We start from the raw sequence: 26,159 nt of genomic DNA on the forward strand, positions 1-26,159 counted from the left end.
TCTGCCAAAGGTGGGTCCACCGTAGCGTGCGTGCGGCACCCTGGTTGACCAGAGTCGAGAGCCCGTCAGCTGCCCGTGCCGGTCCGGCCCCAGTCGGGCCCCGCGATGTCCCAGGCGTGGTCCCAACGCGCGTACCGGCGGCGGACCATGCGCCAGACGACCACTCTCCGTGTGCCCTCGACCAGACCCGTGAGGGCGACCGCGGCACCGAATCCGGCCAGCACCGCGTGCGTCGTCGCCGTCGCCTTGTCCAGCGGCCGGCCGACGACATGACCCTGCTCGTCGGTCCACAGCGGGAAGGTGTCGCCGCTCTGCGGAGACTTGAGGGCGGCCACGACCCGGTCACGGTGCGCCGAGCCGTCCGGCGCCGTCCAGGTGGCGACGACGCGGCTGTGCGCGTCCCGCGCGGTCGCGGTCTCGGGGTCCGTGTCCAGGGGCGGCTGGGCCACCTTCTTCACGACCGTCGCGACGACCTCCTGCCGGTGGCTGTGCTGCTCGTCCACCGATCTGTACAGGGCGTCCCGCGACAGGGATCCCGCGACGACCCCGACGACGGGTCCCGCCACGACGATGAGGACCAGGGCGGCCAACGCGATCCAGGCCTCGGCCAGATCGGTGCCGCGCCGCAGCGGATTGTGGCGCCAACGCCAGAGTCCGACGATCGCTCGCACGGTCCGCACCCCCTTCCGCTCCCGTCATAGCCCGCGGCGGCGGCGTTCACGCGCCGGAGGGGCGAAGAGAGAGCGACATCACCCCACCCGCCGCACAGGCCGACGGCTCCGCGGTGCCATTGTCCCGCCATTGTCTCCTAACGGCGGGTCGAGGCTCCGGGTTCCCCTGGGGGTGACGCTTATTCGAGGGTCGTGAGCGGATCTGTTCGAGGAGGAGCCGAAGGAGGGCGGCCGCCGGTCAGAGGATGATCAGCGGATCCCCGACGCGGACGGTGCCCGTGGTCTCGGGCACGAGATTGGTCCCGAAGCACAGTTGGTCACCGAAGCGGCGGTGCCGGGCGAGCGTGCGCAGCGGCTCCTTGCCACGCTGCGCGGTCGCCTGGTCCGTGGTCGTGACGACGCAGCGGCCCGACTTCTTGGCGACACGGAAGGTGACATCGCCGATGGCGATGCGTGACCAGTCGTCCTCCGCCCAGGGGGCGGTGCCGGACACGACGACATTCGGCCGGAAACGGTCCATCGGCAGCGGGCCCTCGTCCGCGTGATCACCCTGGGCGAGAAGCGAGTTGAGCGCGTCCAGCGAGGACGCCGTCGTCAGCAGCAGCGGATACCCGTCGGCGAAGCTGACCGTCTCGCCGGGGCGGGCGTACGCGGGGTCGATGGGGCGCCGCGTCGCCGGGTCGTCCAGGTGCAACTGGCGCACGTCGGCGCCGAGGTACGCGCTCCACCAGGCGTGCGCGGCGTCGTCCGAGAGAACCGCCTCGACCTTGTCGCCCCAGACGTCGATGACGGTCGTGGCCACGGGCGCGGGCACGCCGACCGTCAGCGGGTCCATGCCGGGTGCGGACAGCCGGACGCCGCCGCCGGGCAGGAGCTCGGCGGCGGCCAACGCGAGACGCGGGTGCGGGCGTTGGGTGACGATCTTGCCCGCGGTGTCGACCAGCACCCAGCGCCGGTCGCCCGCGAGCCCCCAGGGCTCCACGTCCGCCGCCTGTGGCGCGTGCCCCCGAACCGCCTTGAGCGGGTGGACGTGGATCGAACTGAGTGCGGGATTCGACATGGGGCCATCCTGCCAGCAGGCACGGACAGCCCCCGAGTTCGGGCCTGGTAGAGGGCCCGGACCGTCAGTAGCCGCGGTACTGCTGCCGGTTGTACGGGTCCTCGTACGGGGCCGGGGCGGGCGCGGGACGCGGGGCGGCCGGACGCATCGCCTCGTAGCCGGTGCTCTGCATCGGGCGCTGCGGCTGGGCCTGCGGGCCCGGGTAGCCGCGCGGGGCGCTCGCCTGCTGCGGGATGTAGGCGGTCGGTGCGGCCTGCATCGGGGCGGGCTGCGGGGCCGCGTAGCCGTACTGGGGCTGGGGTGCGGAGGGCGCGGCCGGGAGCGCGGGCAGCGCCGACGGCAGCGCGGGCAGATGGCTGCCGGTGTCGTACGCGGGGGAGACCCGGATCGGAGCGATCTGGGGTGTGCCCCGCTCTGCGACGAGAGAATCGTAGATCGGAGTGTCCGGGAAGGACGGCGCGGAGTAGTAACCGCCGCCATAGGTGGAGCGGGGGGAGGTCATGGCACATAAGTTAAGCCCACGATGTGGTGGTTGGGGTAGACCGATAAGAGGGTTCTTTTGAGCGCCGGGTGTGACCGCGCGTCCCCAATCCGAGCGAACTTGGGAAAATCGGTCGTCCGGCGGCGTTGGAATCGTGTAAAGGCCGAGTACAGGCGGATTACCGGCGGTTGGCCAGTGATCTTCGGACGTGCCTCTGGGGTGCCGTGGGGGCCTGGGAATAGGTTGACCGGGAAGCCGGAGACGAGCGTTGGGGGCAGACATGACAATGGCCAAGGGATCGAATGTCGCGGTGCCGGCTCCGGCGGTCCGCGTCGAATTGGGATGGCGGTCCGGTCCCGGCGTCCCCGACGCCGACGCGTCCGCTCTCCTTCTGGTGGCCGGAAAGGTCCGCTCGGATGCCGACTTCGTGTTCTACAACCAGCCCGTGCACTCCTCCGGCGCCGTCCGGCACGAGGGCAAGAACGCCTCCGCAGGCGCCGTGACGGACACGCTCGCGGTCGACCTCGCGCGCGTGGAGCCCGGCATCGAGCGCATCGTCCTCGCCGCGTCGGCCGACGGCGGCGCCTTCGGCCAGGTCCCCGGACTGTACGTCCGCGTCCTCGACGCGGCCGGCGGCGCCGAACTCGCCCGCTTCGACAGCACCGACGCCACCGTGGAGACCGCCTTCGTCCTCGGCGAGCTCTACCGGCGCCAGGGCGCCTGGAAGTTCCGCGCCGTCGGCCAGGGCTACAGCACCGGTCTCGAGGGCCTCGCCACGGACTACGGCATCACCGTCGACGAGCCGCAGCACGCCGCGCCGCCCCCGCCGCCCGCGCCCCAGGCACCGGCCCGCCCGGCGACGGTGCCGCCGCCCGTCGCCCCCGCACCCCCGATGCCGCCCGCGCCACCGACCGCACCCCCGCCCCCGGCCCCCGAGCCGGTCCGCCTCACCAAGGTCACGCTCACCAAGGCCGCCCCCTCCGTCTCCCTCGCCAAACAGGGCGGCACCTCGGGCGCGATGCGCGTCAACCTCAACTGGGAGATGCGCAAGCAGTTCAGCGGCTGGGGGAGCAAGCGCGGCCGCGCCACCGCGATGCACCGCGACCTGGACCTCGACCTCTGCGCCCTCTTCGAGCTCGCCGACGGCCGCAAGGGTGTCGTCCAGGCCCTGGGAAACGCCTTCGGGGCGCTGCACCAGCCGCCGTACATCCACCTCGACGGCGACGACCGCACCGGAAGCGTCGCCACCGGCGAGAACCTCACCATCAACCTGGACCACAAGCAGGCGTTCCGCCGCATCCTCATCTTCGTGACCATCTACGAAGGCGCGCGCAGCTTCGCCGACCTCCACGCGACCGTCACGCTGACCCCGCAGGGCGGCGCACCGATCGACTTCTCCCTCGACGAGTGCACCGTCCCCTCCACGGTCTGCGCCCTCGCCCTGATCACCGGCACGGGGCAGGACCTGACCGTGCAGCGCGAGGCCCGCTACCTCGTGCCGGAGCGCGGCGTCAGCCCGCAGCGCACCGTGGACCAGGTATACGGATGGGGCATGAACTGGACGCCCGGCCGCAAGTGACGCTCCGTAGAAGCGCCGTTCACCGCTGTTCGGGCGCCGCGTCGGGACGGGCGTAGGTGCGCCCCTTCCATGCGGCGCCGCGCCCCCTGTAGTGCTGCACGGCGGAGTCCACCGTCATCAGGAGGTACAGGAACGCGGTGAACGGCAGGAGCGGGGCGAGCCACAGCGGCTGCCCGTAGTAGCGCAGCATCGGCGTGTAGGTGCCCGCCATCACGGCCCAGGCGAGCCCGCCGAGGACGGCCGTCGCCGCACTGCCCGTCGCCGCTCCGGCCATCAGGGCGAGCGGCGGGACGAGATAGACGAGCGCCAGGCCCAGCACCGTGCCCAGCAGGACGACCGGGTTGTGCCGCAGTTGCGCGTACGCGCTGCGCGACACCATCTGCCAGAGGTCGGCGAGCCGGGGGTAGGGGCGCACGCTGTCCACGTGGTCGGCCAGGCCGAGCCAGATGTGCCCGCCGGAGCCCTTCACCGCGCGGGCGAGCGACACGTCGTCGATCACCGCCTGCCGGATCGCGTCGGGGATCCGGGCCCGCTCCGCCGCCTCCGTGCGCAGCAGCACGCAGCCGCCCGCGGCCGCGGCCGTGCGCGAACCCCGTACGGCGATCCGGCGGAAGGGATAGAGCTGCGCGAAGAAGTAGACGAACGCGGGCACGACCAGCCGTTCCCAAGCGCTCGCCACGCGCAGCCGCGCCATCTGCGACACCAGGTCGTAGCCCCCGGCGTGCGCCGACGCCACCAGTTCGCGCAGGCTCTGCCGCCCGTGCGCGATGTCCGCGTCGGTGAGCAGCAGGTACTCCGGCTCACGCGCGCGTGCCAGGGCGATGCCGTGCCGCACGGCCCAGAGCTTCCCGGTCCAGCCGGCGGGCGGCTCACTGGGGGAGGCGACCGTCAGCGGCAGTCCGCCGTCCCGCTCCGCGAGGGCGCGGGCCACGTCCCCTGTGCCGTCGGTGCTGCCGTCGTCGATCAGGAAGATCTCCGCGTGCCCGGGATAGTCCTGCGCCAGGAGAGAGGGGAGGCTGTCCGGCAGCACGGCCGCCTCGTCGCGGGCCGGCACCACGACACAGACGTCGGGCCACGCGGCGGGCTCCGCGCGCGGCGGGAGCCGCAGGTCGGTGCGCCAGAAGAAGCCCTGGCAGAGCAGCAGCCACACCCACGCGGCGAGCGAGGCCGCGGTGATCCACGCAACGACGTCCATCCGTCGCAGTCTGCCCCACCGAGGCCTCCGTGTCGGCGGCATCGTCTATGGTTTCCGGGTGAAGATCGCGCTGATGGACTCGGGAATCGGACTGCTCGCGGCCGCCGCCGCGGTACGGACCCTGCGGCCGGACGCCGACCTCGTGCTCTCCTCGGACCCGGACAACATGCCGTGGGGCCGAGGCACTTCCGAAGACGTCACGCAGCGCGCTCTGGCGGCCTGCGAGGCCGCCGCGGCGCACGGCCCGGACGCCCTGATCATCGCGTGCAACACGGCGACGGTGCACGCGCTGCCCGCCGTCCGCGCGCTCCTCGAGCCGGACATCCCCGTCATCGGTACCGTGCCCGCGATCAAGCCCGCGGCCGCCGGCGGCGGCCCCATCGCCATCTGGGCCACCCCCGCCACGACCGGCAGCCCGTACCAGCGCGGCCTGATCCGTGACTTCGCCGCGGGCGTCGAGGTCACCGAGGTGCCCTGTCCGGGCCTCGCCGACGCCGTGCAGTGGGCCGACGAGGACGGCATCGACCGGGCCGTCGCGGCCGCCGCCGCGCTCACGCCCCGTGACGTACGGGCCGTCGTGCTCGGCTGCACCCACTACGAGCTCGTCGCCGAGCGCATCCGTGCCGCCGTGCAGCAGCCCGAAGCCGAGCCGCTCGTGCTCCACGGCAGCGCGGGCGCCGTCGCCGCGCAGGCCCTGCGCCGGCTCGGCGAGCGCCCCGAGCCGGCCACCGAGGTCCGCGGCGGGCTCACCGTGATCCTCAGCGGGCGCCACGAGACGCTGCCGCCGGCAGCGCTCACCTACGCCGAGGGACGCGGACTGCAGGCGGTCAGCCACGCCGGGTGACGCCCGGCGCCGTGCGGGGGAGTCACCCTCCGCAAGGCGGTGCCTTCGCAGCGGAATCTGAGTACGCTCGATGACATGAGGCAACACGCCGCAGGAGAGCGTCCCGGGCGCCGCACGACCGCGCCGGGCGGCGAGGTCTGGACCGGCCACGCGCACAACCGGGTGCAGTGGCTGCTGGCGCTGGGCGGCCTCGCCTGCCTGGCCCTGGGCATCGAGCTGGCCGTGGACAGCTCCTGGGCGACGGGCATCGCGGCCCTCGCCATGTCGGTGGTCGGCCTCATCGCGGTCGGCCTGCTCATCCTCTTCGGCACGCTCGCGTTCCTGCACGTCGCGGTGAAGGTCGACAAGGACCACCTCGAGGTGCGCTGCGGCCATGTCGGACTGCCGCGCCGCCGCATCCCGCTCGACCACGTCGTCGACGCCGACTTCGCGCCCAGAGTCACGCCGCGCCAGTGGGGCGGCTGGGGCTACCGCTGGCGCCCCGAGATCGGCACCGCCGTCGTGGTGCGGCGCGGCGAGGGCCTCGTGCTGAGCCTGGGCGACGGCCGCAAGTTCACGGTCACGGTCGACAACGCGGAGAGCGCGGTCCGGCACATCCGTGACCGGCTGAAGCCCACCGCGGCGCTCTGAGCCCGATGCGTCAGCGGCCGTCCCGGACCCGTTCCGGGGCGGCCGCCTCGTCGTGCGGGGGCTCCTCCGCGAGCGGCTCCGCGGTCGCCATGCCGGCGAGCAGGCCCACACCGGCCGTCACGCTGGTGAAGCTCAGCGCGTTGCCGACCGTGGCCAGCACGGCGACCGCGGTCAGGGCCGCACCTGCGCTGAGGACGACCGGGGTCGAGCGGGCGGAGCGCCACAGGACGTAGAGCACCCAGCAGTAGGCGGCGGCCAGCAGGAAGAGGCCGATGGCGCCCTGCTCGGCGGCGACCTGGAGCACGGCCGAGTGCGGCTTGCCGTCCGGCGGGGCGGTCGCGACGAGGCTCGTGTCGAGTTCGCCGAAGCGGCCGGGTCCGACACCGAGCACGGGATCGGACTTCGCCAGCCGCAGGGCCTCGTGCCAGAGCTGGAGGCGGTGCCGGGTGATCCGGCCCTCCAGGGTGTCCGCGAGGCCGGACGGCAGCACGCCCTGGGCCAGGGCCAGGCTCACCGCGACCACGAGGGCGGTGCCGAGCCCCAGGCCGGCGAGGCCCAGCGCCCGCCGGCGCATCCGGGCCGCCGCGAGCGAGCACAGGACGACCGCCGTGCAGGCGGCGACCCCGGCGCCCGAACCGGTGACCGCGGCCACGACGACGACACCCGCGCCCGCGAGGTGCAGCCCGACCCGCAGTTCCCCGCGCCGGGCCGACCAGGCCGCACAGCACAGCGCGCCCGCCGACAGGGCCAGCAGGGCGGCGGTGGCCCCGGAGCGGCCCAGGGGTGCGAGGGTGTCGGGCGCGGGGACCGAGCCGGGAGCGAGGAGGGCGATGCCGAGGCCGCCGCAGCCGACCAGGCACGACGCTCCTACGGGGACGAGGGCGCCGCCGATCCGCCCGCAGGCGTACCCGGCGGCGACGGCGAGGACCGCGAGGAGCACGCCCTCGGGGCGCCCCGTCCGCGCGGTCGCGCTGATCAGTGTCCACACGGCGCAGGCGCCGAGCACCGCGATGCCCACGGCGTCCGGCAGACCTCGGCGCCGCCGGGCCGGTTCCGGGCCCGTGCGCGCAGGCCACCCCGTCGTTCCCACCCGTAGCCCCCCGACTAGTGACGGGCACCCCCGCGCGATGGCCGGATCCGGTCGTTCGCGGGGAACCCGGGCACACGGTAACGGCTGGCGCGGCGGATTGGGCCCGCCTTGCGCAGGAACGTTGCGGCACGGTCACACGCGCGACCTGCCGGGACCCGGGCCACCGCCTCGCCCGGCATGTCCCGCGGCGGGCCCCGCGCCGTAGACTCCCCGCGTGACCGCCACCGCACCTCCCGTCGCCCCGTCGGACGAGCCCGCACAGACGCCCGCCCGCCGCTCCCACCTGCGACGGTTCGCGCCCGTCCTCCTCGCGGCCGCCGCCGGACTGCTGCTCTACCTGAGCTTCCCGCCGCGCGAGCTGCCGTGGCTGGCGCCGCTCGCGTTCGCGCTGTTCGGGGTGGCCGTGTACGGGCGGCGCATGAGGGCGGGTTTCGGCCTCGGCCTGGTGTTCGGTCTCGCCTATCTGGTGCCCCTGCTGTCGTGGACCGGCGTCGACGTCGGTCCGCTGCCGTGGCTCGCGCTGGCGCTGGCCGAGGCGCTGGTCCTCTCCCTGGCGGGGCTCGGGATCGCGTACGTGTCCAAGCTTCCCCTCTGGCCTCTGTGGGCGAGCGGCGTGTGGATCGCGGACGAGGCGCTGCGCGCCCGCTTCCCCTTCGGCGGTTTCCCCTGGGGCAAGGTCGCGTTCGGGCAGCCCAGCGGCGTGTTCCTGCCGCTCGCCTCGCTCGGCGGCACCCCGCTGCTCGGCTTCGCGGTCGTCCTCAGCGGCTTCGGGCTCGGCGCGCTCGCCCTGCGCCTCAAGGCCCTCTGCGGCCGGGAGCGTGCCCGCGTCCTGCGCGACGGCGGCGTCGTCGCGGCCGCCGCCTTCACCGTCGCCCCGGTCGTCGCCGGTGCGGTCCTGCTGCCCTTCGTGCCGACCGGCGCCGAGGCCGGCACCGCGCGCGTGGCGCTCATCCAGGGCAACGTGCCCCGCATGGGCCTCGACTTCAACGCCCAGCGGCGCGCCGTCCTCGACTACCACGTGCGCGAGACCATGAAGCTCGCCGAGCGCATCGAGAAGGGTGAGACGAAGCGCCCCGACCTCGTGCTGTGGCCCGAGAACTCCTCGGACATCGACCCCTACGTGAACATGGACGCCTACGACGAGATCAGCAAGGCCGCCGAGGCGGTCGGCGCGCCGATCTCCGTGGGCGCGGTCGTCACGGCGAAGGACGGCTCGACCCGCAACCGGCTCATCCTCTGGGACCCCGAGAAGGGCCCCGGCGCCACGTACGACAAGCGGCACCTGCAGCCGTTCGGCGAGTACATGCCGTACCGGAGCTTCTTCCGGATCTTCAGCAAGGACGTGGACCGGGCCGGGAACTTCGTGCCCGGTGAGAGGGCCGTCGCCTTCGACATGAACGGCACGAAGATCGGCAACATCACCTGCTACGAGGCCGCCTTCGACGACGTCGTGCGCGACCAGGTCGACGCGGGCGCCGAGATCCTCTCCGTGCCGAGCAACAACGCGACGTTCGAGCTCAGCCAGATGACCTACCAGCAGCTCGCGATGGACCGGGTGCGCGCCGTCGAGCACGGCCGCGCCGTCATGGTGCCGGTCACCAGCGGGGTCAGCGCCGTCATCCGGCCCGACGGGTCGATCGCCCAGCGCACCGGCATGTTCGAGCCCGACACCCTGATCGCCGACGTGCCCCGGCGCACCAGCGAGACCCTCGCAACACGCGCGGGCGTCTGGCCCGAGGTGCTGCTCGTCGCGATCGGTGCGGGCGGTCTGGCCTGGGCCGTGACGCGCTCCCGCCGCGCCCGCCGCACGGAGGCCTGACGCGGCCGGCGCGTCAGGACGGGGCGGCGGCCCGGTTAGGCTCGCGGGCATGGCTACTCCTGAGTTCATCCGCACCATCCGGGCCACCGCGGGCCACCAGCTGCTCCTCCTGCCCGGGGTCAGCGCGATCGTCTTCGACGACGAGGGCCGCGTCCTGCTCGGCCGGCGTGCGGACACCGGCAAGTGGTCGATCATCGGCGGCATCCCCGAGCCGGGCGAGCAGCCCGCGGACGTCGCCGTGCGCGAGGTGTACGAGGAGACCGGCGTCGAGTGCGTCGTCGAGCGGGTCGTGCTCGTCCAGGCCCTGCCCCCGGTCACCTATCCCAACGGCGACACCTGCCAGTTCATGGACACGACGTTCCGCTGCCGGGCCACCGGCGGCGAGGCGCGGGTGAACGACGACGAGTCTCTCGACGTCGGCTGGTTCGCGCTCGACGCGCTGCCTCCGCTTCAGGAGTTCGCCCTGTTCCGCATCAAGCAGGCCCAGTCCGACGGACCGACATGGTTCGAGACCATGTCCGGGCGCTGAAGTATGGGTGCTCACCACATCGGGCGGCGGGGAGCGGCTGCCTAGTGTGCGGAGCATGACCCCGCGCACCCCCTTCGCCGCAGCCCACGCCGCACCCCTCGACCTCGGCGGCCGCACCGCACTCGTCACCGGCGCCGCCGGCGGCATCGGACGGGCCTGCGCGCAGCGGCTCGCCGCGTCGGGCGCCAAGGTCAGAGCCGTCGACCGGGACCCGGAGGGCCTCGCGGCCCTGGCGGAGGAGACCGACGGCGTCGAACCGGTCGTCCTCGACCTCACCGACCTCGACGCCGCGGAGGCCGCGGCGGCCGGCTGCGACATCCTCGTCAACAACGCCGGACTCCAACTGGTGCGCCCCATCGAGCAGTTCCCCCCGGACGTCTTCCACACCGTCCTGACCGTGATGCTCGAGGCCCCGTTCCGGCTCGTCCGCGGCGCGCTCCCGCACATGTACGAACAGGGCTGGGGCCGGATCGTGAACGTGTCGTCCGTGCACGGACTGCGGGCCTCCGCCTTCAAGTCCGCGTACGTCGCCGCGAAGCACGGCCTGGAGGGACTGTCGAAGACCGCGGCGCTGGAGGGCGCCCCGCACGGCGTCACCTCGAACTGCGTGAACCCCGGCTATGTGCGCACGCCGCTCGTCGAGCGGCAGATCGCCGACCAGGCCGCCGCGCACGGCATCCCCGAGGAGCGGGTGCTGAGCGAGATCATGCTGCAGGACAGCGCGCTCAAGCGGCTCATCGAACCCGCCGAGGTCGCCGAGGCCGTGGCGTACCTGTGCTCGCCCGCCGCCTCGTTCATGACCGGCGCCTCTCTCGTCCTCGACGGCGGCTGGACCGCCCACTGACCCTCCTCGTCCACAGGCCCGCTCCCTGCCCGCTCACCCGGACGGGTGAGCGGAATTCTGTGCCGTCCAGAGTTGTCCACAGGGCTGGCGGCGCCGGCCGTACGGCGGGTAATCCTGTTGAGCATGTCGCACCACCGACCGCACCCAGCCCCGGCCTCCACCCCGGTGACCACCACGGACGCCGAGGCCCCGTTCCTGGAGCTCCTCGCCAGGGGCGCCTCCGCCGACGCCTACGAGCAGCCCGTGCTGCTCGCACGCGCCGAGGGCGCCGACCCCGCGCGGACCGCCGCGCTGGAGCGGGCCAAGCGCCTCGCGCTGACCGTGCGCGCGGAGATGGAGGGCAGACGGCGCCGTGAGGCCGAGCTGTCCGCTCTCTTCGAGACCGCGCACGACCTGGCGGGACTGCGCGACCTCGACTCGGTGCTGCAGGCCATCGTGCAGCGCGCCCGCTCCCTGCTCGGCACGGACGTCGCCTACCTGACGCTCAACGACCCGGCCCGCGGCGACACGTACATGCGGGTCACCGAGGGCTCCGTGGCGGCCCGCTTCCAGCAGCTGCGGCTCGGCATGGGCGAGGGGCTCGGCGGCCTCGTCGCCCAGACCGCCCGCCCGTACGTCACCGACGACTACTCCAAGGACGTCCGCTTCCAGCACACCCGGACGATCGACGCGGGCGTCGGCGACGAGGGGCTCGTGGCGATCCTGGGCGTGCCGCTGATGCTCGGACCGCAGGTCATCGGCGTGCTCTTCGCCGCGGACCGCCGGGCCCGCGTCTTCGAGCGGGAGCAGATCGCGCTGCTCGGCTCGTTCGCGGCGCTCGCCGCCGCGGCCATCGACACGGCGAACCTGCTCACGGAGACCCGTCAGGCCCTCGCCGAGCTGGAGCGGGCCAACGCGATCATCCGCGCCGGCAGCGCCGTCGTCGAGCGCGCCTCGGAGGTCCACGACCGGCTCGGCGAGCTGGTGCTGCGCGGCGGAGGGGTGCACGACGTGGCCGCGGCGGTGTCCGAGGTCCTCGACGGAACCGTCGAGTTCGCCGACGTCGAGGACGCGCCCGGCGACGCCCTGGAGGCCTCCCGCGCCGAGGGCCACGCAGTGTGCCACGGCCGCGACTGGGTCGCGGCCGTCGCCGCGGGCGGCGAGCTGCTCGGCGCCCTCGTGCTGCGCGGCCATCCCGGCCTCGACCCCGTCGACCAGCGGACCCTGGAGCGCGCCGCCCTCGTCACCTCGCTCCTGCTGCTCGCCCGGCGCTCCGCCTCCGAGGCCGAGCAGCGCGTCCGCGGCGAGCTCCTCGACGACCTCCTCGACGCGCGCGACCGCGACCCGCGCCTGCTGAGGGAGCGGGCCGCCCGGCTCCACGCGGACCTGGACGCCACCCATGTGGTGCTCGTGGCCCGCATCGAGGCCGCGGCCGCCGACGCCGAGGAGGAGGCCGCGACCCGCCGCCGCCTCTGGTCGGCCGCCGACCACGTCGCGGCCACCCGGCACGGTCTCGCCGCCGCCCGGGACGGCCAGGCGGTGTTGCTCCTGCCGCTGGGCGCGGGCACGGCCTCCGCGATCGCCGCCCAGGTCGCCGGGCGTCTGTCCGAGGCGATCCACGAGCCGGTCACCGTCGGCGCGTCCGCGCCGGTCACGGGCGTGGCGGAGCGGGCCGAGCGCGCGGCCGCCGCCCACACCGAGGCGCGGCGCTGCCTGGACGCGCTGCGGCTGCTCGGCCGGGCGGGGGAGGGCGCGGCTGCCGAGGACTTCGGCTTCCTCGGGCTGCTGCTGTCCGACAGCCGGGACATCGCCGGTTTCGTCGCCCGCACGGTCGGCGAGGTCGTCGACTACGACGCGCGCAGGGGCACCGATCTCGTACGGACCCTGGACGCGTACTTCGACTCGGGGATGAGCCCGGCCCGCACCAAGGACGCCCTGCACGTCCACGTGAACACGGTGGCGCAGCGCCTGGAGCGGATCGGCCGCCTCCTCGGCCCCGACTGGCAGTCCCCGGCCCGGGCCCTGGAGATCCAGCTCGCCCTGAGACTGCACCGCCTGTCCGGTTCCTCGCTGCGCATACGGTGACCCCCGTACACCGGGCGGCGTACGGGGGTCGAAGGGCCGGATGCGGGCCGGGGGCCGGTGCGTCAGACCTTGTGCGCGTCGGCCGGCCGGTCCGCGGGCACCGGGCCGGCACCGTCCTCGGAGCCGACGGCGGCGAGGTCGCGGTGGCGGGTCTCCTGGGCGACGCCGACCGCGATCAGGGTCAGGAGCGCGGCCGCGATCACGTACAGGCAGATCATCGTGGCGTCGCCGTACTCGGACAGCAGGGCCGTCGCGATGAGCGGGGCGGGCGCCCCCGCGGCCACGGAGGCGAACTGGGCACCGATCGAGGCCCCCGAGTACCGCATCCGCGTCGCGAACATCTCGGAGAAGAAGGCCGCCTGCGGGGCGTACATGGCGCCGTGCAGGACCAGGCCGACGGTGACCGCGAGCAGCAGCTTGCCGAAGCCGCCGGCGTCGATGAGCGCGAAGAACGGGAAGATCCACAGGCCGACACCGGCGGCCCCGAGGAGATACACGGGGCGGCGGCCGACGCGGTCGGAGAGGGCGCCCCACAGGGGGATGACGGCGAAGTGCACGGCGGAGGCGATGAGGACGGCGTTCAGCGCGGTCTGCTTGGAGACCCCGGCCTCGAGGGTCGCGTAGACGAGGACGAAGGCGGTGATGACGTAGTAGCTGATGTTCTCGGCCATGCGGGCGCCGATCGCGACGAGCACGTCGCGCCAGTGGTGGCGGAGCACGGCGACGAGCGGCATCTTCTCCACGGTGTCGCGCTCGGTGGCCTTGCGCTCCTCGGCGCGGGCCAGCGCCTCCTTGAAGACGGGGGACTCGTCGACGGAGAGCCGGATCCACAGGCCGACCATCACCAGGACCCCGGAGAGCAGGAACGGGACGCGCCAGCCCCAGGAGGTGAACGCGGCGTCCGAGATCAGCGCGGTGAGCGCCGACAGCACTCCGGTCGCCAGCAGCTGGCCGGCGGGCGCTCCGGTCTGCGGCCACGAGGCCCAGAAGCCGCGCCGGTTCGCGTCGCCGTGCTCGGAGACCAGCAGGACGGCGCCGCCCCACTCGCCGCCGAGCGCGAAGCCCTGGACGAGGCGGAGCACGGTCAGCAGGACCGGGGCGGCCGTTCCGACCGTGGCGTGCGTGGGCAGCAGACCGATCGCGAAGGTCGCGCCGCCCATCATCAGAAGGCTGATCACCAGCAGCTTCTTGCGCCCCAGCCGGTCGCCGTAGTGGCCGAAGACCAGCGCGCCCAGCGGCCGCGCGGCGAAGCCGACCGCGTAGGTGAGGAAGGAGAGCAGCGTGCCGACGAGCGGGTCGGACCCGGGAAAGAAGAGCTTGTTGAACACGAGCGCGGCGGCGGAGCCGTAGAGGAAGAAGTCGTACCACTCGATGGTGGTGCCGATCAGGCTCGCCGCGACGATGCGCTTGAGGTGTCCGGGGTTGGGCGGAGCGGTTGCTGCGGAGGCCATGTGCACCACTTCCAGGCGAAGGCGGGGACGACTGCGTGCTGGCACAAGGTAGGAACACGCAGGTCAGCGGCACATGTGGTGGGACACCATACTTTCGGGCTCCGCTGTGGGGCGACCCGGGGGCGGACGACGGGCCTCCGGCGGCCGGTTCTGTGATCCTGCAGGCAGGGCCCTTTCGGAGAAGGGCTCGGTACGAGATATCTTGATGTCGAGCAATCTGAGAAACATGCAGACGACGTGGAAGACGTGGAGCGGAGCCCCCGGTGACTGACTCGACCATCATTTACACGCACACTGACGAGGCCCCGGCCCTCGCGACGTATTCCTTCCTGCCCGTGATCGAGGCCTACGCGTCCACCGCGGGTGTGCGGGTCGAGACCCGTGACATCTCCCTGGCCGGGCGCATCATCGCCTCGTTCCCGGAGTACCTGAACGAGGACCAGCGCATCGCCGACGCGCTCGCCGAGCTGGGCGAGCTCGCCAAGACGCCGCAGGCCAACATCATCAAGCTGCCGAACATCTCGGCGTCCATCCCGCAGCTGAAGGCCGCCATCGCGGAGCTGCAGGAGCAGGGCTACGCGCTGCCCGCGTACCCCGACGAGCCGAAGACGGACGAGGAGCGCGAGGCCCGCGCCCGCTACGACAAGATCAAGGGTTCCGCCGTGAACCCGGTCCTGCGCGAGGGCAACTCGGACCGCCGCGCCCCCGCCTCGGTGAAGAACTACGCCAAGGCCCACCCGCACCGCATGGGCGCCTGGACCCCCGAGTCCAAGACCAACGTCGCGACCATGGGCGAGAACGACTTCCGTTCGACCGAGAAGTCCGCCGTGATCGCCGAGGACGGCGCCCTCAAGATCGAGCTGGTCGCCGACAACGGCGCCGTCACGGTCCTGCGCGAGTCCGTACCGGTCCTCGCCGGTGAGGTCGTCGACGCCTCCGTGCTGCGCGTCGCCGCCCTGCGCGAGTTCCTCACCGCCCAGATCGCCAAGGCCAAGGCCGAGGGCGTCCTGTTCTCGGTGCACCTCAAGGCCACGATGATGAAGGTCTCCGACCCGATCATCTTCGGCCACGTCGTGCGCGCCTTCTTCCCGAAGACGTTCGCGAAGTACGGCGAGGCCCTCGTCGCCGCCGGCCTGTCCCCGAACGACGGCCTCGGCACCATCCTCAAGGGCCTGGACTCCGTGCCGCACCTGGGCGAGGAGATCAAGGCGTCCTTCGCGGCCGAGATCGCCGAGGGCCCGGAGCTCGCCATGGTCGACTCCGACCGCGGCATCACCAACCTGCACGTGCCGTCCGACATCATCGTCGACGCCTCGATGCCCGCCATGATCCGCACCTCGGGTCACATGTGGGGCCCCGACGGCCAGGAGGCCGACACCCTCGCCGTCCTCCCGGACAGCAGCTACGCCGGTGTCTACCAGGTCGTCATCGACGACTGCCGGGCCAACGGCGCCTACGACCCGTCGACCATGGGCTCCGTCCCGAACGTCGGCCTGATGGCGCAGAAGGCCGAGGAGTACGGCTCCCACGACAAGACCTTCGAGATCCCGGCCGCCGGCACCGTCCGCCTGGTCGACGCCGCGGGCAACGTGGTCCTGGAGCAGGAGGTCGCCGAGGGCGACATCTTCCGCGCCTGCCAGACCAAGGACGCCCCGATCAAGGACTGGGTCAAGCTCGCCGTCACGCGCGCCCGCGCCACCGGCGACCCGGCCGTCTTCTGGCTGGACGAGGGCCGCGCCCACGACGCCCAGCTGATCAAGAAGGTCGAGCAGTACCTGCCGGAGCACGACACCGAGGGCCTGGACATCCGTGTCCTCTCCCCGGAGGACGCCACCAAGCTGTCCGTCGAGCGCATCCGCCAGGGCCTGAACACCATCTCGGTCACCGGCAACGTGCTGCGCGACTACCTGACCGACCTCTTCCCGATCCTGGAGCTGGGCACCAGCGCCAAGATGCTGTCGGTCGTCCCGCTGATGAACGGCGGCGGCCTCTTCGAGACGGGCGCCGGCGGCTCCGCCCCGAAGCACGTCCAGCAGCTGGTCAAGGAGAACTACCTGCGCTGGGACTCCCTCGGTGAGTTCCTCGCGCTGGCCGTCTCCCTCGAGCACCTCTCCACCACCACGGGCAACGCCCGCGCCAAGGTCCTCGGCGAGACCCTCGACCGCGCCACCGGCACCTTCCTCAACGAGGACAAGTCGCCGACCCGTCGCCTCGGCGGCATCGACAACCGCGGCTCGCACTTCTACCTGGCCCTGTACTGGGCCCAGGAGCTCGCCGCGCAGACCGAGGACGCCGAGCTGGCGAAGGCCTTCGCCCCGCTCGCCGAGTCGCTCAAGGCCAACGAGCAGAAGATCGTGGACGAGCTCATCGCCGTCCAGGGCTCCCCGGCCGACATCGGCGGCTACTACCAGCCCGCCCCGGCCAAGGCCGCCCAGGTCATGCGCCCGTCGCAGACCCTGAACGAGGCCCTCGCCTCGCTCGCCTGATCCCTGCCGGACCTCCACCGCCCCGGTCGGCCCCGTGCCGCCGGGGCGGTGGCGTGTCCGCTTCGCACGGGGACGCGCTTTACCGCCCCTGACCTGGGTAGGCTGCGTCGATGAGCACTCTGGATGACGCACGTCCGGGCATGGACCCGGCGATCCGCCCGCAGGACGACCTCTTCGGACACGTCAACGGCCACTGGCTGGCGACCGAGCCGATCCCCGACGACCGCTCCAGCTGGGGCCCCTTCGTGCAGCTCGTGGACGTCGCCGAGCAGCAGGTCAAGGAGATCATCCAGGAGATCGCCGAGGGCGGCCCGACCAGCCTCGACGACACCGAGGCACGCAAGATCGCCGACCTGTACGCGTCGTTCATGGACGAGGAGCGGGCCGACGCCCTCGGCCTCGACCCGGTCCGGCCGCTCCTCGACGAGGTGGCGCGGATCAGCGACGTCGCACAGCTCGCCGCCTTCCTCGGCCGCTTCGAACGGACCGGCGGCTCCGGCCTGTTCGGCGCGTACATCGACACCGACGACCGCGACTCCGACCGCTACCTCTTCAACCTCCTGCAGGGCGGCCTCGGCCTGCCCGACGAGTCGTACTACCGCGACGAGAAGTTCGCCGAGACCCGCGAGAAGTACGAGGCGTACCTCACCGAGCTGTTCACGCTCGCCGAGCACGCCGACCCGGCCGGCGCCGCGCGCACCGTCCTCGCCCTGGAGACCCGGCTCGCCGAGGGCCACTGGGAGCGCGCCGAGACGCGGGACGTGCAGAAGACGTACAACCTCACCACCTTCGACGAACTCGCCGCGCTAGCCCCGGCGTTCGACTGGCGCGGCTATGTGACCGGGCTCGGCGGCAGCGACGACACGCTCGCCCAGTCCTGCGTGCGCCAGCCCTCGTACCTGGCCCACCTCTCGACCGTCCTCACCGAGGTCCCCGTCGAGCAGTGGCGCGACTGGCTGCTCGCCCGCGTGCTGCGCTCCAGCGCCCCGTACCTGTCCTCGCCGTTCGTCCGCGTCAACTTCGACTTCTACGGGCGCACCCTCAACGGCACTCCGGAGCTGCGGGCCCGCTGGAAGCGCGCCGTCGCCTTCGTCGAGGGCGCCATGGGCGAGGCCGTCGGCAAGGAGTACGTCGCCCGGCACTTCCCGCCCGCGTCCAAGGCGCTGATGGACGAGCTCGTCGCGAACCTGCTCGAGGCCTACCGCCAGTCCATCGGCGCCCTCGACTGGATGACGGACGAGACGAAGGAGCGGGCGTACGAGAAGCTCGCCACGTTCCGCCCGAAGATCGGCTACCCGGACCGCTTCCGCGACTACTCGGGCCTGACCGTCGTCCCCGGCGACCTGCTGGCCAACGCGCACGCGGCCGACGCCTTCGAGCACGACCGGCAGATGGCCAAGATCGGCGCCCCGGTCGACCGCGACGAGTGGTTCATGCTGCCGCAGACCGTGAACGCGTACTACAACCCGGGCACGAACGAGATCTGCTTCCCTGCCGGCATCCTGCAGAAGCCGTTCTTCTCCCCGGAGGCGGACGCGGCCGAGAACTACGGCGGCATCGGCGCCGTCATCGGCCACGAGATCGGCCACGGCTTCGACGACCAAGGCGCCCAGTACGACGGCCAGGGCAACCTCAACGACTGGTGGACCGCGGACGACAAGGCTGCGTTCGAGGGCAAGTCGAAGGCGCTCATCAAGCAGTACGACGGCTTCTCGCCGCGCAATCTGCCGGGCGAGTCCGTCAACGGGGCGCTGACCGTCGGCGAGAACATCGGCGACCTCGGCGGCCTCACCATCGGGCACACCGCCTACCTCATCGCCCTCGCCGGCGCGCCGGTTCCGGAGGCGGACGGACTCAGCGGCTCCCAGCGGCTGTTCATGAACTGGGCGTTCTGCTGGCGCACCAAGCGGCGCAAGGAGCAGGAGCAGCAGTACCTGACGATCGACCCGCACTCGCCGCCGGAGTTCCGGGCGAACATCGTGCGCAACCTCGACGAGTTCCACGAGGCGTTCGGCACGGTCGCGGGGGACGGGCTGTGGCTCGACCCCGCGGAGCGGGTGCGGATCTGGTGAGTCGTCGTTGAGCGGGGTCGGGGGGTTCAGGCCCCCCGGCCTTGCCGTCTCGGGGCTCCGCCCCGGACCCCGCTCCTCAATCGCCGGAGGGGCTCAAAAGAGATGGGGCTTCTGCTCAGATGTTCGACTTCAGGAAGTCGAGTGTGCTGGTCCACGCCTGGCGCGACGACCGCGCGTCGTAGACCTCCGGGCGGCCGTCGTTGAAGAAGGCGTGGCCGGCCGGGTAGAGGCGGAAGTCGGGCACGATGCCGGACTGCTGCTCGATCGTCCGGCGGAGGCCGTCGAGCGTCGGCAGCGGGATCGACTCGTCGCGCTCCCCGTAGTGGCCGAGGATCTGCGCCCTGAGCCCCGAGAAGTCGGGGACCTCGTGCTGGATGACCCCGTAGAACGGGACCGCCGCCGAGACCCGCGCGTCCCGCGCCGCCAGGTGCAGCACGAAGCCGCCGCCCATGCAGAAACCCACCACGCCGACCGTGTCCGACGTGACCTCGGGCCGCGCGAGGAGATGTCCCACCGCGCCCGAGAGCAGCTCCACGGCCCGCTGTTCCGGCAGTTCCCGCATCATGCGGAACGCCTCCTGCGCGTCGTGCGCCACGTTCCCGCCGTACAGGTCGGGCGCGAGCGCGACGAAGCCCTCGGCGGCCAGCCGGTCGGCGACGTCGGCGATGTGGTCGGTCAGGCCCCACCATTCCTGGATGACGATGACCCCGGGGCCCCGGCCCGCGGGCGGCAGCGCGAGACAGCCGTGCGCGGGCGTGCCGTCGCTGTCGAACGTCACGTTCTGGTGGGCCGGGCGGCCGGTGGACCGGGGCGCGTGGGGGGTGTCCGTCACGAGGTGCCTCCTGCAACTGATGCAACGCGATGATCGGATCCCACCCTTCCACTTCCGCCCCCGGACACGACAACGCGCCCGGGACGGTCAGCCGGCCGGGTGGGCCTTCTGGATCGCCGTGAGGCATGCGGTGATCGCCTGCTGGAGTTCCTCCAGGCGGCGCACCATGTCGTCCTCCACGATGTCGTCGATCTCCGCGACGTCGTCGAAGGTCAGCTCCTCGAAGGCCTTCGTCGCCTTCTGCAGGCTGCTGTAGAACTTGGCGCGCCGCTCCTGCACGCGCAGCTCCGGGTCCTTCTCGACGGTCTCGGCGACGAGGTTGCGCACGGTGTCGTACGCCTCGCGGGCCCACTCGCCCGCCTCCTCGTCCTCCTCCAGCTCGTCGATCAGCGACAGGTGCCGCTCGGCCTCCTCGCGCAGCTCGGGCGACGCCTCGATCTTCTGGCCCGCGGCCGTCTTGACCTGGCCCTCCTCGGCGATCTTCCGCACGTACTCGAGCTGGCCGCCGGTCTTGGCCTCCTCCGCGACGGCCTTCTTCAGGTCGTCGGCGCGCACGATGTCGCGGGCCAGGCCCGAGCGGAGCACCGGGTCCTCGCCGAGGCGGTCCATCAGCGCCTTGCGGGCCGCCTCCGCGGTGCCCGGGTCGGCGAGGATCGCGGCACGCAGCGCGGTCGGGTTCTCCGCGACCTCCAGCGCCTTCGTCGGGCGGATGCCCTCCGCCTCGGCCGCCTCCGTGATCGCCTGGCCGCGCACGGACGTCGCGCTGGAACGCGACACGTAGTACGACAGCCACACGTCGGCGTCCGGCAGCTCGACCTCGACGCCCGGGGCGAGCGCCTCGAACTGCGGGACCAGACCGTCGTCGGCCGCCCGGTCCCACGCCTTGTAGAAGCGCATGACGCGGTCCGCCGAGCACTCGGCGAGCGCGGCGAATCGGCGCGCCGAGACCTTCTCCGTCTCGCCGGCGGCCTGACCGCCCGGGCGCACGCTGCGGGCCACCTTGAGGGCGAAGGTCCAGCCGCCGGTGCGGGCGTAGCCGCCGAACTCGCGGGCGTCCCGGGCGATGGCCTCCGGCACCTCGCCCGAAGCGTCCTCGTCGTCCTCGTTGTCCTCGTCGCCCTCCGCGTCAGCATCCGCGGCCGCGTCCATGTCCGCGGCGGAGGCGGGGGCCTCGGCGACCGGAGCCGCGGCCGGCGCCTCGGGCTGCCAGAAGTTCTCCTCCACGGCGGCGGGCGCCGCCGGTCCGGGCACGGGCGGCGCGGCGGGCCCGGCCTCGACGGCCGCAGTGGCCTCGGTGGTCTCAGCAGCCCCGGCGGGCTCGGCCGCCGCAGGGTTCACGGCGTCCCCGTTGTCCTCGCCGGACGGGACGGCTGCCTCGGACGAGTCGATGGCTACGGTCACGTAGGTACTCCTGGGTGATCGGGCACGTGCGGGTTGACGGGATACTTTATCGCTCCGATTGGGGTGTTTTGTGCGCGAGTTGTGTCCCCTCCCCGTCGAGCCCCAGTTCGGCCAGGACCGCGGCGGTGTGTTCGCCCGCGGCGGGCACCGGCGCCATCCGGGGCTCCAGGCCGCGCGGCGTGGCGGGCGGGAGCAGCGCGCGGACCGGTCCGCCCGGGGTGTCCACGTCGCGCCAGCGGTCGCGGCCGGACAGCACCGGGTGCGCGAGGAAGTCCTCGACCGTGTTGAGCCGGGCGCTCGCGATCCCGGCCCGGTCGAGCAGGGCCACGACCTCGTCCGCGTCCAGTTCGGCGAAGCGCGCGGTCACGACGGCGTCCAGCTCGGCGCGTCGCGCGACGCGGGAGGAGTTGCGGCGGAAACGCGGGTCGTCGGAGAGCGCCGCGTCGTCCAGGACGTGCGCGCAGAACGCGGCCCACTCCCGCTCGTTCTGGATCGCGAGCAGCACCGTCCGCCCGTCGGCCGCCGGGTAGGGCCCGTACGGGGCGATCGTCGCGTGCGCGGCGCCGACCCGCGGCGGCTGGGCGCCGGAGTAGGCCGTGTAGTACGCGGGGTAGCCCATCCACTCGGCGAGCGCCTCGAACAGCGACACCTCGACCGAGCGCGTCACCCCCGTGTCCCGGCGCTCGTACAGCGCCGTGAGGATCCCGGAGAAGGCGTACATGCCGGCCGCGATGTCGGCGATCGCGATGCCGACCTTCGCCGGCTCCTCCGGGCTGCCCGTCACCGACACGACCCCCGTCTCGCACTGCACCAGAAGGTCGTACGCCTTCCGGTCCGACCAGGGCCCGTCGGTGCCGTAGCCGGAGATGTCGCACACGACGAGCGAGGGGTGCCGTTCGGCGAGCGCGGCGGCGGACAGGCCGAGGCGGGCCGCGGCGCCCGGCGCCAGGTTCTGCACGAAGACGTCCGCGCGGGCCAGCAGCCGCTCCAGCGCCTCGCGGCCCTCCGGCGTCTTCACGTCGAGGGTGACGGACTCCTTGGACCGGTTCAGCCACACGAAGTGGCTGGACTGGCCGTGCACCGTCTCGTCGTAACGGCGGGCGAAGTCGCCGCCGCCCGGCCGCTCCACCTTGATCACCCGCGCGCCCAGATCGGCGAGCTGGCGGGTCGCGAACGGGGCGGCCACCGCCTGTTCGAGACTGACGACGGTGATGCCGTCGAGGGGCAGGCGGGCCGTGCTCATAGGGGCTTCCTCCGTGCAGGGGTGACAACGCGGGGGCGACGGACGCAGGGGGCGGCGTCCGGCGGGCTCTTCCGCCGGACGGTACGCGATGCGCGCGCCGGCCCGGCCGGAGACCTCCCGTTCCGCCCGCTCAGCCGGTTCCGCCGCTGTCGGCGAGCCGCGCCGACCAGCGCTGCTCCACCTTGGCCAGACGCCAGTACGCGACCGCCGCCACCCACACCACGACGAACAGTCCGACGATGACGTACCCGACGTTGTCGAGGTCGAGTCCGGCGATCCAGCCCGTGACCGCGTCGGTCAGGTCGAGCTTCTCGTGGAGCACGCCCACGAGTTCGATCGTGCCGATGAAGAACGCGACGGCGATCGACAGTCCGGTGATCGTGAGGTTGTAGAACACCTTGCGGACCGGGTTCGAGAACGCCCACTGGTAGGCGAAGTTCATGAACGTGCCGTCGAGCGTGTCGAACAGGCTCATGCCCGCGGCGAACAGCAGCGGCAGGCACAGCACCGCGTACCAGGGCAGCCCGGCGGCGGCACCGCTGCCCGCCATCACCATCAGCGTGACCTCGGTCGCCGTGTCGAAGCCGAGCCCGAACAGGAAGCCCAGCGGGAACATCTGGCCGGGCCGGGTGATCGAGCGGGTGAAGCGGCCGAGGATCCGGTTCATGAACCCCCGCGAGTCCAGGTGCGCTTCGAGTTCCCGCTCGTCGTACGAGCCGCCGCGCATCGCCCGGAACACCTTCATGATGCCGATCAGGGCCACCAGGTTCAGCGCGGCGATCAGGTACAGGAACGTGCCGGACACGGTCGTGCCGACGATGCCGAGGACCTGATGGGTTCGGGAGTCGTCGCTGGTCAAGGTGGTGGCGAGCGCTGTGCCGCCGGCCACCAGTGCCGCGAGGACCACGACCACGCTGGAGTGGCCGAGCGCGAACCAGAAGCCCACGGACACCGGACGCTTGCCGTCCGCCATCAGCTTGCGGGTCGTGTTGTCGATCGCCGCGATGTGGTCGGCGTCGAAGGCGTGCCGCATGCCCAGCGTGTACGCCGTGATGCCGAGCCCGATGCCGAACGCTTTGTTGTCCACCTCGTAATGGCCGGGGACGACGAGCAGGAAGAGCACGCCGAACGCGACGACGTGCAGGGCCAGGATCACCGCCATCAGGCCCGCCGTGCGCAGGGTGTCCTCGCGCCGCCATCGGTAGGCGGACGGCGGACTCGTCGGGGAGTTCGCGGGCAGGGTCATGCCGATCACGCTCCAGCACCTCGTGGATCACTTCGTGAGATGCCGTGGCCGGTCTCCTGGCTTACGGGCGGGCGACACCGCGCCAGCCTTCCCAGCGGCACGGGGCCGCCAGTGGCGTGATGACGCGGTGCGCCTCGTGCCGCCCGCGGGCGGGGGCACGAGACCCGATCACAGTGGCGAGGGCCGCTCCGGACTTGGCCCCTGAGGGGTTGTCACCGGTCTTCCCGAACACCACGGCCCGCTCACCCTAGAGGGGCCGGAGCGTGACTGCATAGACGCACTCCGCGCACGTAGGAAAGATCACATGCCGCCGCGGAGTCAGGCGTCGGTGCGGCGCAGACGGGCCCGCGCGATCTCCTCGTACGCCTTCGCGCGCCCCTCCCAGTGCGAGCCCTCGACGGACTTGCCCGGCTCCAGGTCCTTGTAGACCTCGAAGAAGTGGGTGATCTCCAGGCGGTCGAACTCGGGGATGTCATCGATGTCGCGGACCGTGCTGTGCCGGGGGTCGTGGGCGGGGACGCAGAGGATCTTCTCGTCCGGGCCCTTCTCGTCGCTCATCACGAACATGCCGATGGCCCGGCACTCGACGGCGCAGCCCGGGAACGTGGCGTCGCCGCCGGTCAGCACGAGCGCGTCGAGCGGGTCGCCGTCACCGCCGAGCGTGCCGTCGACGTAGCCGTAGTCCGCGGGGTACTGGGTCGAGGTGAAGAGCATCCGGTCCAGCCGGATCCGGCCCAGCTCATGGTCCATCTCGTACTTGTTCCGGGAGCCCTGCGGGATCTCCACGATCACGTCGAACGCCTCGTCGGCGCCCGCCTGTCCACTGTCCAGCGTGCCCAATGTGGCCTCCTTGCCCCATTCCGACGTCCCGAGTGTGCGCCGGGCGGGACGGATCGGGAACCCCTCAGGCACCGTCCGGAACGGCGAATTCGAGTTCGGGCCGCTCCCAGCCGACCGCGGGCGGCTGCGCGGGGGCGGTCCCGGTGCGCAGCGCGCCCATCCCACGGTAGAAGCCCTCGGCGGGCGGATGCGCGACGACACGGACCCGGTCGAGTCCCGCGGCGCGCGCCTCGCCCCGCATGTGGTCGACGAGGAGCCGCCCGATGCCGAGGCCCTGCGCGTCGTCCGCGACGAACATCAGGTCCAGCTCGGCCGCGTCGACGAGCAGCGCGTAGAAGCCGAGGACGCGGTCGTCGGCGCGGTCCACGGCGGCGAACACCCGGTGTGCCTCGATGTAGCCGGAGGTGACGCGGTAGCCGGCGACCATCGCCGCGTAGTGGCCCTCGTACGCGCGCGAGCCCTGGACGATGCGGGTGAGGCGCCGTGCGTCGCGTGCGACGGCGCGCCGGACGGTGACGTCGGGCCGCCCGCCGGGCCGGGTAATCCTCGCGTTCATGCTTCGAGTATTACCTACCCGGGGCCGGGATCAGGCTCCGGGCACGGTGGAGCGGACCTGGCGCAGGAACGTCGCGTTGTCCGGCGTCTGCCGCATCCGCTCCAGCAGCGTCTCGTACGAGGACCGGTCGTCCCGCCGGCCGAGGGCGCGGCGCAGCGCGTGCGCGGCCGCCGTCTCCTCGGGGGTGAGCAGGAGCTCCTCGCGGCGGGTGCCGGACGGGTCGAGGTCCACGGCCGGGTGGATCCGGTGGTCGGCGAGGGCGCGGTCGAGCCGCAGCTCCATGTTCCCGGTGCTCTTGAGCTCCTCGAAGAAGAAGTCGTCGGCGCGCGAGCCGGTCTCGACGAGCGCCGTCGCGAGGATCGTCAGGGAGCCCGCCTCCTCGGTGTTGCGGGCCGCGCCGAACAGCCGCTTCGGCCCCTGGAGGGCTCCGGCGTCGACGCCGCCCGACAGGGTGCGGCCACCGGCGGCCGCGGCGTTGTTGTGGGCCCGGCACAGCCGGGTCAGCGAGTCGAGCAGGATGACGACGTCACGGCCTCGCTCGACCATCCGCTGGGCGCGGGCGACGGCGAGTTCGGCGAGCGCGATGTGCGCCTTCGCGGGCCGGTCGAACGTCGAGGCGAACACCTCGCCGCGCACCGAGCGCCGCATGTCGGTGACCTCCTCGGGCCGCTCGTCGACGAGCACGACCATGAGGTGGGCCTCGGGGTGGTTGGCGGCGACGGCCGCGGCGAGCTGCTGGAGCAGCACCGTCTTGCCGGTGCGCGGCGGTGCGACGACGAGGCCGCGCTGACCCTTGCCGACGGGCGCGAACAGGTCCACGACCCGGCCCGCGAGCCCGCTCGCCGGGCTCTCCATGCGGAGCCGCTCGGCGGGGTGCAGGGGAGTGAGGTCGGCGAAGCGCGGGCGGTGGCGGGCGGCGTCGGCGGGCAGCGCGTCGACGGTGTCCACGGCCGTCAGGGTGTGCGGCCGCGCGCACGTGCCGTCGACGAAGTCGCCCTTGCGCAGGGCGAGTCGGCGCACGAGCGCGGCCGGGACCTGGACGTCGTGGGAGGTGGGGAGCAGATCGGGGGCGCGCAGGAACCCGGCCCCGTTCGGGCCGAGGTCGAGGACGCCGCGGGCCCGCACGGGGGCCGTCGTGCCGGGCTTCTCGGGTGCGATGGTGGTCATGGTGGATCAGGGTCCTTTCGAGGACGGGCGACGTGCGGGAACGCGGGTGGGGAGGACTC

22 protein-coding genes and 1 riboswitch are annotated in these 26,159 nt (G+C 72.9%); of the genes, 9 read left to right on the forward strand and 13 right to left on the reverse strand.

The features are described 5' to 3' along the window. Positions 1-65 precede the first annotated feature (65 nt). From IAG42_RS31945 to IAG42_RS31955, 3 genes are all read right to left on the reverse strand, one after another. A complete protein-coding gene (locus tag IAG42_RS31945) occupies positions 66-671 on the reverse strand; it encodes an Rv1733c family protein (RefSeq protein WP_188340426.1) in 606 nt (201 codons plus the stop codon). 238 nt (positions 672-909) lie between these two features. Continuing rightward, positions 910-1,731 (reverse strand): MOSC domain-containing protein, encoded by an 822-nt coding sequence (locus IAG42_RS31950; protein WP_188340427.1) that lies wholly within the window; start codon positions 1,729-1,731, stop codon positions 910-912. Positions 1,732-1,795: 64 nt separating this feature from the next. Further along, complete coding sequence (locus IAG42_RS31955; protein ID WP_188340428.1) at positions 1,796-2,233, reverse strand: DUF6643 family protein; 438 nt, start codon at positions 2,231-2,233, stop codon at positions 1,796-1,798. Positions 2,234-2,498: 265 nt separating this feature from the next. Here IAG42_RS31955 and IAG42_RS31960 point away from each other — a divergent pair, with 265 nt between their 5' ends. Then, positions 2,499-3,791, forward strand: a complete 1,293-nt coding sequence (locus tag IAG42_RS31960) for a TerD family protein (protein WP_188340429.1) — start codon at positions 2,499-2,501, stop codon at positions 3,789-3,791. Between the two features lie 19 nt (positions 3,792-3,810). Here IAG42_RS31960 and IAG42_RS31965 read toward each other — a convergent pair whose 3' ends face one another. After that, complete coding sequence (locus tag IAG42_RS31965) at positions 3,811-4,986, reverse strand: glycosyltransferase (RefSeq protein ID WP_188340430.1); 1,176 nt, start codon at positions 4,984-4,986, stop codon at positions 3,811-3,813. 58 nt (positions 4,987-5,044) lie between these two features. Here IAG42_RS31965 and IAG42_RS31970 point away from each other — a divergent pair, with 58 nt between their 5' ends. Further along, complete coding sequence (locus IAG42_RS31970; RefSeq protein WP_188340431.1) at positions 5,045-5,830, forward strand: glutamate racemase; 786 nt, start codon at positions 5,045-5,047, stop codon at positions 5,828-5,830. Between the two features lie 75 nt (positions 5,831-5,905). Then, positions 5,906-6,460 carry a hypothetical protein gene (locus tag IAG42_RS31975; RefSeq protein WP_188340432.1) on the forward strand — a complete coding sequence of 185 codons (555 nt, stop codon included), beginning with the start codon at positions 5,906-5,908 and terminating at the stop codon, positions 6,458-6,460. A 10-nt stretch (positions 6,461-6,470) separates the two neighbouring features. Here IAG42_RS31975 and IAG42_RS31980 read toward each other — a convergent pair whose 3' ends face one another. Then, complete coding sequence (locus IAG42_RS31980; RefSeq protein WP_317453346.1) at positions 6,471-7,478, reverse strand: O-antigen ligase family protein; 1,008 nt, start codon at positions 7,476-7,478, stop codon at positions 6,471-6,473. Positions 7,479-7,764: 286 nt separating this feature from the next. Here IAG42_RS31980 and lnt point away from each other — a divergent pair, with 286 nt between their 5' ends. From lnt to IAG42_RS32000, 4 genes are all read left to right on the forward strand, one after another. Then, complete coding sequence (lnt, locus tag IAG42_RS31985; RefSeq protein WP_188340433.1) at positions 7,765-9,369, forward strand: apolipoprotein N-acyltransferase; 1,605 nt, start codon at positions 7,765-7,767, stop codon at positions 9,367-9,369. Positions 9,370-9,418: 49 nt separating this feature from the next. Continuing rightward, positions 9,419-9,898 carry an NUDIX hydrolase gene (locus IAG42_RS31990; protein ID WP_188340434.1) on the forward strand — a complete coding sequence of 160 codons (480 nt, stop codon included), beginning with the start codon at positions 9,419-9,421 and terminating at the stop codon, positions 9,896-9,898. A gap of 55 nt (positions 9,899-9,953) precedes the next feature. Continuing rightward, complete coding sequence (locus tag IAG42_RS31995) at positions 9,954-10,742, forward strand: 3-hydroxybutyrate dehydrogenase (RefSeq protein WP_188340435.1); 789 nt, start codon at positions 9,954-9,956, stop codon at positions 10,740-10,742. A 123-nt stretch (positions 10,743-10,865) separates the two neighbouring features. Beyond that, a complete protein-coding gene (locus IAG42_RS32000; RefSeq protein ID WP_188340436.1) occupies positions 10,866-12,806 on the forward strand; it encodes a helix-turn-helix domain-containing protein in 1,941 nt (646 codons plus the stop codon). Positions 12,807-12,868: 62 nt separating this feature from the next. On the opposite strand, the gene IAG42_RS32005 is transcribed toward IAG42_RS32000, so the two are convergent. Further along, a complete protein-coding gene (locus IAG42_RS32005) occupies positions 12,869-14,257 on the reverse strand; it encodes an MFS transporter (protein ID WP_188340437.1) in 1,389 nt (462 codons plus the stop codon). Positions 14,258-14,520: 263 nt separating this feature from the next. Here IAG42_RS32005 and IAG42_RS32010 point away from each other — a divergent pair, with 263 nt between their 5' ends. Then, a complete protein-coding gene (locus IAG42_RS32010) occupies positions 14,521-16,743 on the forward strand; it encodes an NADP-dependent isocitrate dehydrogenase (RefSeq protein WP_188340438.1) in 2,223 nt (740 codons plus the stop codon). A 110-nt stretch (positions 16,744-16,853) separates the two neighbouring features. Continuing rightward, positions 16,854-18,815 carry a M13 family metallopeptidase gene (locus IAG42_RS32015; protein ID WP_188340439.1) on the forward strand — a complete coding sequence of 654 codons (1,962 nt, stop codon included), beginning with the start codon at positions 16,854-16,856 and terminating at the stop codon, positions 18,813-18,815. A 115-nt stretch (positions 18,816-18,930) separates the two neighbouring features. Here the strand turns inward: IAG42_RS32015 and IAG42_RS32020 are convergent, their stop codons facing one another. The 7 genes from IAG42_RS32020 to rho all read right to left on the reverse strand — a co-directional run bounded on the left by IAG42_RS32020 (position 18,931) and on the right by rho (position 26,100). Continuing rightward, positions 18,931-19,647, reverse strand: coding sequence for a dienelactone hydrolase family protein (locus tag IAG42_RS32020; RefSeq protein ID WP_188340440.1), 717 nt, complete (start codon positions 19,645-19,647; stop codon positions 18,931-18,933). 87 nt (positions 19,648-19,734) lie between these two features. Further along, complete coding sequence (locus IAG42_RS32025) at positions 19,735-21,048, reverse strand: hypothetical protein (RefSeq protein ID WP_188340441.1); 1,314 nt, start codon at positions 21,046-21,048, stop codon at positions 19,735-19,737. Between the two features lie 46 nt (positions 21,049-21,094). Continuing rightward, the gene (locus IAG42_RS32030; RefSeq protein WP_188340442.1) at positions 21,095-22,291 is read right to left on the reverse strand and encodes a CaiB/BaiF CoA transferase family protein; all 1,197 of its coding nucleotides are present in this window, start codon (positions 22,289-22,291) and stop codon (positions 21,095-21,097) included. A gap of 130 nt (positions 22,292-22,421) precedes the next feature. Continuing rightward, the gene (locus tag IAG42_RS32035; protein WP_188341711.1) at positions 22,422-23,537 is read right to left on the reverse strand and encodes a Nickel transporter NicT; all 1,116 of its coding nucleotides are present in this window, start codon (positions 23,535-23,537) and stop codon (positions 22,422-22,424) included. Between the two features lie 29 nt (positions 23,538-23,566). Further along, positions 23,567-23,788, reverse strand: a riboswitch (cobalamin riboswitch). A 67-nt stretch (positions 23,789-23,855) separates the two neighbouring features. Next, the gene (locus IAG42_RS32040; protein WP_223206235.1) at positions 23,856-24,377 is read right to left on the reverse strand and encodes an inorganic diphosphatase; all 522 of its coding nucleotides are present in this window, start codon (positions 24,375-24,377) and stop codon (positions 23,856-23,858) included. 64 nt (positions 24,378-24,441) lie between these two features. Beyond that, a complete protein-coding gene (locus IAG42_RS32045; RefSeq protein ID WP_188340443.1) occupies positions 24,442-24,933 on the reverse strand; it encodes a GNAT family N-acetyltransferase in 492 nt (163 codons plus the stop codon). 30 nt (positions 24,934-24,963) lie between these two features. After that, positions 24,964-26,100, reverse strand: a complete 1,137-nt coding sequence (gene rho, locus IAG42_RS32050) for a transcription termination factor Rho (protein WP_188340444.1) — start codon at positions 26,098-26,100, stop codon at positions 24,964-24,966. Positions 26,101-26,159 lie beyond the last annotated feature (59 nt).

It is taken from the genome of Streptomyces xanthii (genome assembly GCF_014621695.1).
GTDB classification, from domain to species: Bacteria; Actinomycetota; Actinomycetes; order Streptomycetales; family Streptomycetaceae; genus Streptomyces; species Streptomyces xanthii.